A 14093-nucleotide genomic window follows, 5' to 3' on the forward strand; every position below is an offset into this window, starting at 1 on the left:
AGCGATCGGTTGAATTGAGAGGCGGCGCTCCGGAAACGGGGCGCCGTTTTTCGTTGGGGGGTAAGGTCAGGGAAGGGGCGCCGCCTGGATCGCCGGGGCGTCGCCGCCCTGGGCCTCGACCGCGCAGCCCTGCAGCACCTCGCCGAGGGCGATGAAGTCGGCCTTGCGGGGCGACGACCGCCGCCAGACCAGGCCGACGTCGCGTTTCGGGCTCGGCGCGTCGAACCGGAGCAGCTCGATGCGCGGATCGCTGACCTCCGCGCTCATGCTCATCTCCGGCAGGAGCGTGACGCCGAACCCGTTGGCCACCATCTGCAGGATCGTGGTCAGGCTGGACGCGCCGAACCGCGCCTGCATGTCCGGCCGCACGCCGCGGCAGAACGCCAGCGCCTGATCGCGCAGACAGTGGCCTTCCTCCAGCAGCAGAAGCGGCGCTTCCGCGACGATCGCCTCGGGTGTCAGGACGGCATGATCGTAGGCGCCGGCCTGCGCGGCGAGCACGAACGGGTCCTCGAACAGGGTGAGGGATTCCAGCTCCTTCTCCGTCGGCGCGATCGGCAGGGCAACGAGAATGACGTCGAGGCTCCCGGCGTTGAGCTCGTCCAGAAGCGTGCTGGTGAGGGATTCGCGGATGGAGAGCGCCAGGTCGGGAAAGCGCGCCTGCAGCCGCGGCAGCGCCTTCGGGAGCACGTAGGGCGCGATCGACGGGATGACGCCGAGCCGCAGCGATCCGGTCAGCACCTCGGCGCGGTGGTGGGCGTGGTCCACCAGATCCCGCGCCTCGGTGAGGATGCGTCCGCCGCGCCGGGCGATCTCCAGCCCGTCCTCGGTGAGGCGGATGCCCCGGGGCAGCCGTTCGACAAGCTGGAGCCGGAGTTCCTGCTCGAGCAGGCGGATCTGCTGGGAGAGCGCCGGCTGGGTGACGGCGCATTCGTCCGCCGCCTGACCGAAGTGCCGGTGCCGGGCGAGGGCGTCGAGATAACGAAGCTGTTTCAGCGTGACCATTTCGATAATTAAAACTAATCGAGCGTCGCATGCAATCGAATTAGAGCTAATTGAAACTGTGCGTCACAATGCCAACGTGGAGCTTGTGGGAAAACCATGTCGACCCGCGTCGGGGAGGACGAGCGGGCAATGAGCAGCGGGTGGTGTCGGGGTGCGGACCGGGCGATCGGCGACGGGTCCGCGACGACGCTGTCGCTTCCGAGTCGTCCGGCGGACCGTCCGTCAGGGCAAGAACAAGCACAAGCACAGAAAACGATCGGAGAGAAACATGGACGCGAAAGTCGAAAAATCGGGCGGGTGCCCCGTCGTGCACGGGGTCACCAACATGAGCATGCGGTCGAACCGCGACTGGTGGCCGAACCAGCTCAATCTCAAGATTCTGCATCAGTTCTCGTCGCTCTCCGACCCGATGAGCGAGGAATTCAACTACGCCGAGGCGTTCAAGAAGCTCGACTACTGGGCGCTGAAGAAGGACATCGAGCAGCTGCTGGTCGACAGCCAGGAATGGTGGCCGGCGGACTTCGGCCACTACGGCCCGTTCATGATCCGCATGGCCTGGCATTCCGCCGGCACCTACCGCCAGGGCGACGGCCGCGGCGGCGGCGGACGCGGGCAGCAGCGCTTCGCGCCGCTGAACTCGTGGCCGGACAACGTCAATCTGGACAAGGCGCGCCGCCTGCTGTGGCCGATCAAGCAGAAATACGGCAACGCGATCTCCTGGGCGGATCTGATGATCCTGACCGGCAATGTCGCGCTGGAGTCCATGGGCTTCAAGACGCTCGGTTTCGCGGGCGGCCGCGCCGACGTGTGGGAGCCGGAAGAGGACGTTTACTGGGGCTCCGAGGACGAGTGGCTGGAGCTCAGCGGCGGCGAGAACAGCCGTTACAGCGGCGACCGTGAGCTGGAGAACCCGCTGGCCGCCGTCCAGATGGGCCTCATCTACGTCAATCCGGAAGGCCCCGACGGCAATCCGGATCCGGTGGCCGCGGCCAAGGACATCCGCGAGACGTTCGCCCGCATGGCCATGAACGACGAGGAAACCGTCGCCCTGATCGCCGGCGGCCACACCTTCGGCAAGACCCACGGCGCCGGCGATCCGATCAGCCTCGGCGTCAAGCCGGAGGAAGGCGTGCTCGCCTCCCAGGGGCTGGGCTGGGAAAGCAGCCACGGCTCCGGCTTCGGCGACGACACGATCAGCGGCGGCCCGGAAGTCACCTGGACCCAGACGCCGATCCAGTGGAGCAACAACTTCTTCGAGAACCTGTTCGCCTTCGAGTGGGAGCTGGAGAAGAGCCCGGCCGGCGCCTATCAGTGGGTGGCCAAGGATGCGCCGGAGAACATCCCGTACGCCCACAATCCGTCGAAGTTCCGCAAGCCGACCATGCTGACGACGGACCTCTCGCTCCGGTTCGATCCGGAATACGAGAAGATCTCGCGGCGCTTCTACGAGAACCCGGACCAGTTCGCCGACGCGTTCGCCCGCGCCTGGTTCAAGCTGACCCACCGCGACATGGGTCCGAAGACCCGCTATCTCGGCCCGGAAGTGCCGGACGTGGATCTGCTGTGGCAGGACCCGATCCCGCCGGTGGACCATGTCCTCGTCGATGATGTGGACATCAAGGAGCTCAAGCAGCAGATCCTGGCGACCGGCCTGTCGGTGCAGGAGCTCGTCAAGACCGCCTGGGGCGCGGCCGCGAGCTTCCGCGGCTCCGACAAGCGGGGCGGCGCGAACGGCGGCCGGATCCGTCTCGAGCCGGCGCGGAACTGGAAGGTCAACGAGCCGGAGCAGCTCGCCCGGGTCCTGGACAAGCTCGAAGGCGTCCAGAAGGCCTTCAACGACGCCCAGACCGGCAACAAGAAGGTCTCGCTCGCCGACATCATCGTGCTCGCAGGCTCTGCGGCCATCGAGAAGGCGGCGATCGATGCCGGTCATCCGGTCGAGGTGCCGTTCGTGCCGGGCCGTATGGACGCCAGCCAGGAGCAGACCGACGTGGATGCCTATGGCGTGCTGGAGCCGGTGGCCGACGCCTTCCGCAACTATCAGCGGGAGCGCTTCGCCATCACCGGCGAGGAGCTGATGCTCGACAAGGCTCAGCTCCTGACGCTGACGGCGCCGGAAATGACCGTTCTGGTCGGCGGCATGCGCGCTCTGGGCGCCAACCACGGCGGCTCCAGGCACGGCATCTTCACCGATCGTCCGGGCCAGCTGACCAACGACTTCTTCGTCAATCTGCTCGACATGAGCACGAAGTGGGAACCCACCGACGACACCGAGGAGGAGTTCGAGGGCCGCGACCGCAAGACCGGCGACCTGAAGTGGACCGCCACCCGCGTCGATCTGGTGTTCGGCTCGAACTCCCAGCTGCGCGCCCTGGCGGAGGTCTACGGCCAGCGCGACAACCAGCACAAGTTCGTCAAGGACTTTGTAAAGGCCTGGGTGAAGGTCATGAACGCGGATCGATTCGACCTCGCCTGAGGTCGCGATCGGGCAGGGCGGGGCCGCCGGGCGGTCCCGTCCCGTCGACTTTGATCAAAAGGAGGGCCGGCGTCTTCGGGCGCCGGCCCTTTTCTGTTCGCCGGGCGTCCGGGGGTGTCAGGCGGCCAATCCGGACGGGCCCGCGTCAAGCCGCGCACCGCCGGCAGTGAGGCTGGCTGTCGCGGCAGGGGAGGCCCGGTGCCGAAAACCCGCCAGCCGACCGTGCACGGAATGCATGTCGAAAACCGCGTCGAACCGCTTGCATTCGGGCGCGCAACCGACTAGGTCTGCCGCTCCGGCGGACGTCCTGATCCGCCGCGGTCGTCACCGGCAGAGACCTGAGGGTCGCCGGATGACGGATAGGCGCCGGTAGCTCAGCTGGATAGAGCACCAGACTACGAATCTGGGGGTCGGGGGTTCGAATCCTCCCCGGCGCGCCATCTCCCTCTTTCCTGTACTAAGATCCCCTATCACCTTGAACGGCAAGGTGGTTTCGGGGTTCGAAAATCCGGTTTCCCGGTCCGCCCCGCTTCTTCTTCCGATGGTCCAGCCGCCGGCATGGCTCGTCGGCGTCTGCTCTCCCATTTGGGAGATCCCTGGCGGTTCCGGACGCGGCTCACTGCCGACCGACCGGCGCGGTTCGCGCGACGGTTCGGCGTCACGAGCCCGGGAGCCTCACGGCCATGTCTGCAAGAGACCGCAGTCGTCGCATCAAGTCCACGGTGTTCGGCATCGCTCTGGTCGCCGTTGGCGCGGGGCTTCTCCATTGGAACGAACGGCGCGTCGCCGACAGCTGGCAGACCCTGACGGCGGGTGAAGCCGCGGTCGTGCCCGTTTCCCACGGGCATATCGATCCGGCCAACGAGGGTCGGCTGGTCCACGTGTCCGGGCCGGTCAGGACACGCGCGACGCCGACGGATCCAGACTATGGCATGTCGGCACCCGGCGCGCTTCGCCTCGAACGTGTCGCCGAAATGTTCCAGTGGGTCGAGCACAAGCGCATCATTCAGAACGCCACGGAAACGGCCGCGCGCAACAAGCGCACCACCTACAGCTACGAGCGGGAATGGGTCGACCGACCGGTCATTTCCCGACGGTTTCGTCGCGAGGAGGGGCACGAAAACCCGCCGATGCCTCTGAAGGGGCGCACGTTCAACCTCGATCGCGCCGAGATCGGTGCCTTTCGCGTTCCGGGTTCGCAACTCGCTGCGGTGGCAACACCCGAACCGATTCCCATTCCGGCCCGGAAGGTCGATGAGATCGCGTCAACCGCCGGCGTGGAGGGCGACGTGCATCTTGTCGACGGCCGGTTGGTCTTCGGAACCGATCCCGACGATCCGCAGATCGGCGACATTCGGTTGTCCTTCACACAGCGTTATCTGGGCGAGGCGACGGCCGTTGGCCTCCAGCGCGGCGACCTGGTGTGGCCCTACGAAACCGAGGGGAACGGCCGGATCTATCTCCTGCGGCCGGGCCGGGTGCCGGTCGAGGACATCTTCGACCATGCGCGCAGCGCGAACCTGAAGGAAGAATGGACGCTGCGTGTCGTTGGCCTTGCGCTCATGTTCGGCGGTCTGATCGCCCTGATCCGGCGCTTTTCGGCGGGCGGCGGGCCGGTCTTCGCCCGTTTCGGAGGCGTCCGAGGATCGGTCGCACTCGCGCTCGGCCTTTCGATCTTCATCGGCGCCGTGGCTGCAGGCAGCGGCTGGTATGCGGTTCTTCCGGGCTTCGCGATCACGGTTCTTTCCGGCGGCGCCGCGCTGGCGCTCGTTGTCTGGGGTGCAGGGTGGTGGCAGGGCTCCCGGCCCGGCCGGGCGTCTGCGTCCGAGATCACGTGACCTCATCTCCCCCATATGAGGGATGCCCGTGTGCGACGCAGCCGCTAGCCCGATGATGCGACTGCGGAGATCGAAGGAGAGGCGGATGGGCGCGCGGGCGATGTCGGTTGGGCTGGTGATTGCGGCGATCCTGTGCGTCGCGCCGGCGGCAGGGCAGGTCTCCGGGGGCGATCCGAATGCCGCCCTTGCAGTCGTGGACGAAGCGTTTGCCGCGCGCCGGGCAGGAAACGGGCCGGACGACGTTCCCGATCGGCTGCTGGCCGCCTCCGTGCGCCAGGCCATCGAGCAGCTTTCCGGGCGCTTCGATCCCTTTGTCGGCGCGCGACGCGGGTCGATCGATCGGTTCCAGGTCCGGCTCGCTCCGGATCAATCGGGGTCGGGCGAGGGCGTGCGGGTGCAGGTCGCCGTGAAATCCGGAGACGACGTTCGGCTGCTGGACCTGCTGGTGGGGCCGCCGGATGACGGCCAAGCGCCGCAGATCGCGCGGATCGCCGGGAAGGGCTGGCAGGTGGGCGAAGGTGCGGGCACCGCAGCTTCGGCATCCCCACCGGAACCGACAGGGGCGGACGGCCTGAGCGAGGCGGAGAAGGCGCGCCTGGCCGCGGAGGATGACGGCGCCGCGCCCGGCCCGTCCGAAGACATGCTCGCGCTGCCGTTCCTGGACGAGTTCGACGGGCCCGACCTGCAGCCTCACTGGACCGTCCTCAACGCCGACCGCGATCGCTTCGTCGCCGATGACGGCGAGATCTACGTGATCGCCTCCGGCGGCACGGCCGCCATCGACAACCCCGACACCGCAAACATCTTCCAGCTCGGCCCGCCGCTTCCCGACGTCGACTTCGACATGACCGTCGACGCCAGGCTCGAGGCCAAGACCGGCTACGAGGGCGTCTGGCTCGGGCTTCGAACCGACGCGAGCGACTATCTGATGGCCGGCGTTTCGACCTTCACCAAGGGATGCGGAACGGCCCTTTATCTCGAGATCCGCAACCTGCGGGCACCCGGCCCGGAGGCCGAGCCGATGGCGACGGGATTCTCGGAGAACCTTTTCGACGGCGCCGTCGCCGACAATATCTGTGGCGGCGGCCGCGACTACGGCGACGCAATTCTCGCCGCGCTGGAGACGTCCGGCTTCACCCTGACCTTGTCGCGGCGGGGATTCCGCTACACCGCATCGCTGACGCTGGATCTGCCGGACGCGGACGGAGAACCGGGCGGACCGCGGACCATCACGACGCCGGCGGTGTCCCGCCCGGCCCTGTTCGGTCGGCCCGCCGTCCTGCTCGGCCAATCGTCGCGGGCGCGCGGAGGCCAGTCCGCCGCCCTTTTCGACAAGATCTCGATCGAGGCGGCCGTTCCCCGGCCGACGGGCAACTGATCTCCAGCCTCGCAAGGGAGGTTCGACCATGACCGGAACACCGATCCGCTTCCGCCGATTGGGCTTCGCCGCCCGTCTCGCCTGTGCCATGGCGCTCGCGACGCTGATGACCTTCACATCGGGCGCGGCCAGGGCCCAGAGCCCGGACGTGGGCGAGGCGGCGGCGCTGGTGCGCTCCTTCCTCGCCGAGCACGGCCGGCGGTTCGACGCGGGCCAGACGCCGCTCCTGAACGATGCCGCCGCGGCCCGCCCCTATGTCGTCGACGGGCTCGCCCACGACGGGCTGCAGGGCGCGCTCCAGTTCGACCCCGTCTACAATGGCCAGGATGCGGACGTGTCCGGGATCGAGGTCCGTCCCGATCCGGAGATGCCGCTGCTTCAGGGCGCCGCCCAGATCCAAGTGAAGCTGGTCAATTTCGGACGCCCGATGACGTTCGTCTACACGCTGGTGCAGGTGCCGCCGTCCGGGCGCTGGCAGATCAGCGACATCTACTCCGAGGACGACGGCTGGTCGCTGCTGGACCTGGTCCAGGATGCCGGCTTCAGCGTTCGCTCGTCCGGCCCCGACGTGACGTTTGATGCGTCGGGCGGCGGGACGCCCGCCGATACCGCCGTTGGTCCGGGCGACCCCGATGCCGACGTCGGCATGGAGATGGGGGACCTGCCGGGGGACGGGACCGTTTCCGGCGGGAGCGATCTGGTCTTCATTCTCGACGGGTCCGGGTCGATGTGGGGGCAGATCGACGGGGTGGCGAAGATCACCACCGCGAAGCGGGCGCTTTCGGGCCTTCTGGGCGATCTCGCCCCCGGGACCAATGTCGGGCTGATGGCCTATGGGCACCGGCGCGAGGGCGACTGCGGCGACACCGAGCTGATCTATCCGGTCACCCACATGGATCCGGCCCAGTTCAGCCCGGCCATCGAGGCGATCACGCCGCGCGGCAAGACGCCGATCGCCGCGTCGCTGGTGGCGGCACGGCGGGCGTTTTCGGGGGCGGACCGCCCGGCGAACGTCCTGCTCATCTCCGACGGGATCGAGACCTGCGGCGGCGACCCGTGCGCGGCCGCGGCCGAACTCGCCGCCCACGGGATCGACACCCGCGTCCATGTGGTCGGCTTCGATCTGACCGCCGACGAACAGGCCGCGCTCCAGTGCATCGCGGAGAAGGGGAACGGCAACTACTACGCCGCCGCCAACGCCGACGAGTTCCTGGATGCGGTGAACCAGGCGGTGCGCGTCGCCGAAACCGAGCGGCCGGAGCCGGCACCGGAACCGGTGCCAGCGCCAGCAGGTCCGGAAACCGTGTTCGAGGAGACGTTCGACGGACCCGACATCGATCCGGCCTGGCAGGTGCTGAACCCGGCCGAAAACCTCGCGACCCTCGACGGGAACGGCGCGCTGTTCGTGGCGGCCATCGGCGGCGACACCACCGACAGGAGCCCGGAGGCGCTCAACCGGTTCGTGCTGGACGAACCTCTTCCGGACGGCGATTTCGACCTCGTCCTGGCGTTCCGGACCGATGCCCAGAGCGGCAACGAGAGTGTCTGGCTCTCCCTGTTCGAAGACGCGCACAACCAGGTCGGCGCGTCCGCCTGGATCTACACCAAGGGCTGCGGCGCCTATCTCGGCCTGACCCTGACGCGTCTGTCGGGCCCGCTCGACGGCAAGCCCGAGACAACCGGTTTCGACATCAATCTTTTCGACGGGCCGATGGTCGACAACATCTGCAACGCCGGCCCGCGCGCCTACGCCGATGCGGTGCTGGCCGCGCTTTCCGACACCGGGGCGGAGCTGCGCCTGAAGCGGCGCGGACGGGACCTCACCGCCGCCCTGCGGATGGAACTACCAGCCGCGGAAGGCCGCGCCGCGGAACCGTTCGAGATCGAGAGCGAGCCCGTCACGATCCTGCGCATCGGCGGCAAGCCCAGCTTCCTGATGGGCCAGTTCGGCAAGGCGGGCGCCGGCGAGAGCCTCTTCGAAGTCGAGCGGTTCGCAATCGAGAAGCCGGTCGGATGACCCGGCACCCCGCCCCGTGGTTCGCCGCCCTCGTCTTCGCCGGGCTGATCGGGCCCGCGCTGCCGGCGGGCGCCCAGGACGGTGCCATCGAGCGCCGCCTCTACGAGTGCCGCGTGCTGAACGCCCCGTGCCCCAATGATGAGGTCCAGCGGCTGTTTCGGGAGTGCCGGCTGGACATGAGCTGCAATGCGGCGGCCGCGACGCTTTACCGGGTGCTTCAGGCGGAACGGGACGGCCGGACCGGTCACGATGCGACCATGTCGGACGGGCCGGACGGCCTCGACCTCTTCGCCCAGGGCGGGGACGCCGATGGGCCCATCGACCTGTTCGAGGAGACGGATCCGGTCGAGCGTTTTGCCGACGAGGGGGAGGCGGGGGCCCCGATCGATCTGTCCCGGGAGTCCGGCGGGAACCAGCCGGTCGATCTCTTCGACGAGGCAGGAGCGGACCCGGTCGACCGGTTCCCCGATCGAGGCGACGCAGGCGAGCCCATCGACCTGTTCAAGGACGGCGCGGCCGATACGGCGGGTGATACGGCTGCCGACGGGGACGGGGGCTTTTCCCATCCCGATCCCGAGGTCGAGCAGGCGATCCTGCGCTGCGCGGCCGGATTCGGTTGCGACGGGTCGAGCCTGACCGAAAGCGATGCCCAGGTTCTCACGGACATGACCCGCGACACGGCGGGAGACGCCTATGCGGAAAGATATCCGGACGCCTATCTCGACGACGCCTTCGGTGAAGGTGGCGAGGGTGCGGACGCGGGCGCTCGCGAGCCCATCGACCTGTTTAACGAGACGGATCCGGTCGAACGCTTCCCGGATGAAGGCGAGGCGGGCGCTCCGATCGATCTCTCCCGGGAAACCGGCGGGAACGAGCCGGTCGATCTCTTCGACGAGGCAGGAACCGACCCGGTCGACCGGTTTCCCGATCGAGGCGACACGGGCGACCCCATCGATCTTTTCAAAGACGCGAACCCGACGGAGCCGGCCGACGTGGTCGCGGATCCCGGCGACCCGTCTGCTTCGGACGCCGCAGTCGAGCAGCAGCTGTTGCGCTGCGCCGCCGGCTTCGGTTGCAACGGGTCGAGCCTGACCGAAGGCGACGCCCAGGTCCTCACGGACATGACCCGCGAGCAGGCCGGCGACGCCTACGCGGAAAGATATCCGGACGCCTATCTCGACGACGCGTTTGGCGACGGGGGCGAGCAAGCCGAAGCGGGCCGTGGCGAACCCGTCGATCTGTTCAAGGGCGAGGCGGGCGAACGGGAGCCCGAGACGGCCCGCCGGCCGGCGGACGAGACCGCGCCGGCGGAGGCCGGTTCGCCCGAAGGCGGCTTGCCGGACTTCGCTGCCATGGAGGGGTTTGCAACGAGCCCGTGTTCCGGAACCGCATTCGAATGGCCCGACTTCATGCACATGGCCGGTCACAAGGTGGCGACGTGCCAGCAGGCCGCGAACGGCCGGTATGGTGGATGCGGCCAGCCGGCGGCCAACCTGTTCTGCCTCACCAACGGCTATCACCGGGCCGCGTGCTTCGGCGTCGGAACCGCCGCCCGGGCGCTGAACGCAGGCGTCTACTGCACCGGCGGTGCCTGCTCCGCGTTCAGCTTCATCGTCTGCGAGTGACGCGCAGGGGCGGGCCGGCCGTCGTCCGCCGAGCGGATCCAACCAATTGTCCTGACGCGTTTCCGGACGGCCAACCGGTTTCCACCTGGCCTGGAAACGCTCTATTTCAGCCACCCGACCGGCCCGGACATGATCCGGGAGGCCAGTTCCGACTGGCTGTGCACGCCCATTTTCTGGAAGCTCTTCTTCAGGTGGCCCCGGACGGTGCTCACCAGAATGTCGAGCTCGTCGGCGATCGCGTCCAGGCTTTTTCCGGCGGCCACGAGGAGCGCGATCTCGGCCTCCTTGCCGGTCAGTCCGTAGGCAAGCTCGATCAGAAGCCGGCGGGAGTCCTCCTTGCCGGTCCGGTCGTCCTCGGCGCGCAGCACGAGGATGCTCGCCGGACCTTCGCGCTGGACGCTCGTCTGCTTCAGGACGTCGGGGTGAAAGTGATAGCCGACCGGCGCCCCTTCGTAGACGACGATGGCTTCGCCGTGCGCCCGGGCCGAGCGGTCGCGCTGGGGGATCCTGTTCGACATCAGCCGCTGGGTCGACCAGTCGACGAAGGTGTCTTCGTCCGCGGGCGTTTCGCTCTCGTGGAAGATCTTCCGGACCGCCGCGTCGAAGGTTGGATTGCGGTGGAGCAGCCGCTGATCCTTGTCCAGGATGGCCACGCCGATCTGGAGCCGGTCGACAACGGTCTGCAGGATCACGCCGAGCGTCGCGCTCATCATGACCTGCTGGTTGAGATTGAACGCGCGCTCCCAGTGCGGCATCAGCTCCGCGATCCGCGACTGCAGCGCTTCCTCGTTGTCGGCGCCCGAACGCTCCGCCTCGTAGATCATCCGATAGATGATCTCGGTCCACCGGCTCTCGTCGTCGACCGCGTTGTAGCAGAGCTCGACCAGTTCCTCCGGCTTGAGGCGGCCGTCGCCCCTGGCGCCGGCGATCCCGGCGATTAGGTCGGAGGCGAGTTCGGCGACGTCGATCTCGTCATAGGTGCCTTCCGGCTGCCAGGTCTCGCCGGCCCAGGCGAGTACGCGCGCGCTGATGCCAAGCTTCCGCTCCTCCAGGAACAGGGCCGACCGGCCCCCCGGCACGCGCGCGGAGGCGACGTCGGAAACGCCGATCCTGGCCAGGAACCGCTCGATCGGAGGCAGGAAACCGCCATCGCGCATCATCGCGTCTTCGCCGCCGAACAGGACCAGACAGCGCGTGCCCGGCTTGACCTGCAGACCCTTGGGCCACTTCCAGGACGAACTCATTCCGGAGAAGATGTTGTACCAGTAGGCGGAGGTCGGCACCGGCCATCCGAGCGGATCGGTGACCACCTTCTGGATCAGCTCCCGGTCGGCGCTCATCACGTCCGCCGGGTGGCGCCGGTCTTTCAGATGCGCGCCCAGAAACGCATACAGGTGGTGGAGGGCCTGTTCGTCGGGGCGGTCGGCGTGTCCGAGCCGGATCCTGACCTGGGCGAACGCCTTGCCGAACAGGGCCAGCGCGGCCTGGTTCGGCGGCGGCGAGATCAGGACGATGTTCTTGGCGAGGTCCGGCCAGGTCTTCAGCAGGTCGAGGGTCATCAGGGCGGTGATGTTCGGCACCACTGCGAGCCGGTTCTCCCAGGCGACCCCCTCGAAGCTGCGCTCGTAGAAGTGACGCATGTCGTCCACGGCGTGCGCCCAGCCGTCCTCGACCGCCAGGTGCCCGAGCGGCGTCGCGGCATCGGTGCTCAGCCCATGCCCGCGGACGTCGCCGGAATAAGTTTCCCATCCTGCCGCCCGAAAGGAGACGGCAAGATCTTCCAGCATCCCCGAATGGGTCGGCTGGCTGTGTCCCAGAAAAACCGCTTTGCGCTGGCGCGCCGCACGCGTTGCCGGATCGGTTCGCCATCTTCGATACAGCAGCGGCGGTCCGTTCAGACGTGGAAGATATTCGGTTTCCATGGACGAGCTCCCCAATCGTCCACAAAAGTGTGGGTCGCACCCTGAACGGGATCTGAACGGCGATCTAATCCCAATGCCGACGCCGAGACAATCGCACCGACAGCCGGATGGTATCAGCGCCTCCTGCGGGCAAGGGCGCCCCGATGGAAGACGAGCGGCACCGCAGCCTATTCGACATAGCGCTTGAGACTGAACTTGGCTCGCTCGAAATCTTCCAGGACCTGGCAGATGTGCCTGTCGACCGCGTCCGGGCGGGCGTTGGCGCCCACCAGCCGATCCTGAGCGGTGAAGTAGAGCACGTCGTCGTCGATCACGAAGCCGAGCGCCCGATAGCGCTCCATCAGGTCGAGCAATGTGGCCTGCGTGGCCGGGGTCAGAATCCGCAGCACGTCCAGCTCGACGGTCTCGGCAGGCCGGTCACCGGCGGCGCGTCCCGCAATCCGGAAGGCTTCGTTGAAGGCCGCGGATTCCGTCTTGATGTCGCGGTCGAGCGGGCCGAGATTGAACACGTTCTCGGGCTGCACGATCGCCCGGACGCCGGTCTTGCGGTCGAGCCGGTAGGCACCGAGCAGCGAGATCAGGACACCGAACCCGCCACGCCCGCCGTAGGCGTCCCGGCGCAGCCCCTGGTCCGCGGCCAGCGCGGCGTCCATCGCCATCGTGCCGATCGCGACCCAGAACGGCAGCCCGTCCTCCCGGCTCAGGCCCCAGAATTCGCCGTCGAAATCGGACCCCGTGAAGGCCCCGACGCGGAGATCCACCAGTTCCGGCACGGCCTCGCGAACCTGACGCATGCGGGCGGTTTCGGCCGGCCTGGCGGTGGACCAGGCATCGATCCCCCGGGAGTCCGACGCGAGCACCGTCTTCATCTTCTCGCCGGTGTAGGACCAGCCTCGCTCGCGGGCGAGCCGGACCCGGCGCAGGGTCTCCCGGCCTTCCTCGTTCTCCAGGTGCGACGCCAGAAAGAAGGCACCGAAGGCGGCCGTCGTCACCACGATCGCCAGGACCACGCCGGTTCCCAGGACAGCGGCGACAACCGTCCACCCCATCGATGCGATCGCGACCAGCGGCAGGATCCGCATGACCAGAGGCGGCAGCGCAATGCCCTTTCGGATGGACCGGATATCGGGGGTCTCGACCGCCAGCGAGCCGGCGATGGGGTCCCAGCGGGTTTCCGTGGCGGTCATGACTGCGCTCCCGGGAGGTCGATCGGCGGCATCGACCGCAGCGTCTTCACCTCAGCCTCGCTGAGGGTGAAGAGCTCGGCCCGTTCCAGCCGCATGGACCGGCCGATCCAGTTGGTCGGGATGGAGTCGAGCATGGTGTTGAAGCGCTCGACGTTGCCGTTGTAGAGGCGCCGGGCGGCGCTGATCTGGTCCTCGGTCTCCTCGAGCTGCTTCTGCAACTCCCGAACGTTTCCGGTCGAGGTGATCTCCGGATGGTCTTCCGCGTAGCCGAAGAACTTGCGAAGGCTCGCCGACAGATCGGCCTCCGCGGCTTCCACCGCCTTCTGGTCCATCTGCAGGGCGCCGACGGCCTTCTCGCGCACATCCAGGATGCGGTCGAACACCTGGCTTTCCTGGTGCAGGGCACTGCGGACGGATTGCACGAGCGCCGGCACCAGTTCGTGACGCCGCTTGAGCTGGACGAGGATGCCGGAATAGCCCGTCGCCACGGAGTTCCGGGCGGCCGCGAGCCGGTTGTGGAAGTAGATGTACCCCAGAAAAATGAGGATCGCGGCGGCGAGCGCGGTTAGCATGGAGCGTGATCCGGATCGGGTCGGTCGAACGTGCTCGCAAGTGAATGCGGTTCGCGGCGTCGGGGCCTCCACC

Annotated in this window: 9 protein-coding genes and 1 tRNA gene; 6 read left to right on the forward strand and 4 right to left on the reverse strand. The window is 67.9% G+C overall.

The window, feature by feature from the left end; all coding sequences use genetic code 11:
• Positions 1-66 precede the first annotated feature (66 nt).
• On the reverse strand, positions 67-1005 hold the full coding sequence (locus J2S73_RS05645; protein WP_306884467.1) for a hydrogen peroxide-inducible genes activator: 939 nt from the start codon (positions 1003-1005) through the stop codon (positions 67-69).
• A 268-nt stretch (positions 1006-1273) separates the two neighbouring features.
• Between J2S73_RS05645 and katG the strand changes: the two genes are divergently transcribed.
• The 6 genes from katG to J2S73_RS05675 all read left to right on the forward strand — a co-directional run bounded on the left by katG (position 1274) and on the right by J2S73_RS05675 (position 10339).
• Positions 1274-3481: a catalase/peroxidase HPI gene (gene katG / locus J2S73_RS05650; protein WP_306884468.1), complete on the forward strand. Its 2208-nt coding sequence runs from the start codon at positions 1274-1276 to the stop codon at positions 3479-3481.
• A gap of 363 nt (positions 3482-3844) precedes the next feature.
• A tRNA-Arg gene (locus J2S73_RS05655) sits at positions 3845-3921 on the forward strand.
• Positions 3922-4164: 243 nt separating this feature from the next.
• A complete protein-coding gene (locus J2S73_RS05660) occupies positions 4165-5319 on the forward strand; it encodes a TMEM43 family protein (RefSeq protein WP_306884469.1) in 1155 nt (384 codons plus the stop codon).
• Between the two features lie 85 nt (positions 5320-5404).
• On the forward strand, positions 5405-6697 hold the full coding sequence (locus J2S73_RS05665) for a hypothetical protein (RefSeq protein ID WP_306884470.1): 1293 nt from the start codon (positions 5405-5407) through the stop codon (positions 6695-6697).
• A 28-nt stretch (positions 6698-6725) separates the two neighbouring features.
• Positions 6726-8714 (forward strand): vWA domain-containing protein, encoded by a 1989-nt coding sequence (locus J2S73_RS05670; RefSeq protein WP_306884471.1) that lies wholly within the window; start codon positions 6726-6728, stop codon positions 8712-8714.
• On the forward strand, positions 8711-10339 hold the full coding sequence (locus J2S73_RS05675) for a hypothetical protein (RefSeq protein ID WP_306884472.1): 1629 nt from the start codon (positions 8711-8713) through the stop codon (positions 10337-10339). The genes J2S73_RS05670 and J2S73_RS05675 overlap by 4 nt, the downstream gene beginning before the upstream one ends.
• Positions 10340-10440: 101 nt before the next feature.
• Here J2S73_RS05675 and J2S73_RS05680 read toward each other — a convergent pair whose 3' ends face one another.
• The 3 genes from J2S73_RS05680 to J2S73_RS05690 form a co-directional block, all read right to left on the reverse strand.
• Positions 10441-12261: a serine aminopeptidase domain-containing protein gene (locus J2S73_RS05680; protein ID WP_306884473.1), complete on the reverse strand. Its 1821-nt coding sequence runs from the start codon at positions 12259-12261 to the stop codon at positions 10441-10443.
• 167 nt (positions 12262-12428) lie between these two features.
• Positions 12429-13448, reverse strand: a complete 1020-nt coding sequence (locus J2S73_RS05685) for a hypothetical protein (protein ID WP_306884474.1) — start codon at positions 13446-13448, stop codon at positions 12429-12431.
• Complete coding sequence (locus J2S73_RS05690; RefSeq protein ID WP_306884475.1) at positions 13445-14020, reverse strand: LemA family protein; 576 nt, start codon at positions 14018-14020, stop codon at positions 13445-13447. The genes J2S73_RS05685 and J2S73_RS05690 overlap by 4 nt, the downstream gene beginning before the upstream one ends.
• Positions 14021-14093: the final 73 nt, after the last annotated feature.

Origin of the sequence: Amorphus orientalis, from assembly GCF_030814015.1 — a bacterium.
Taxonomy (GTDB): domain Bacteria; phylum Pseudomonadota; class Alphaproteobacteria; order Rhizobiales; family Amorphaceae; genus Amorphus; species Amorphus orientalis.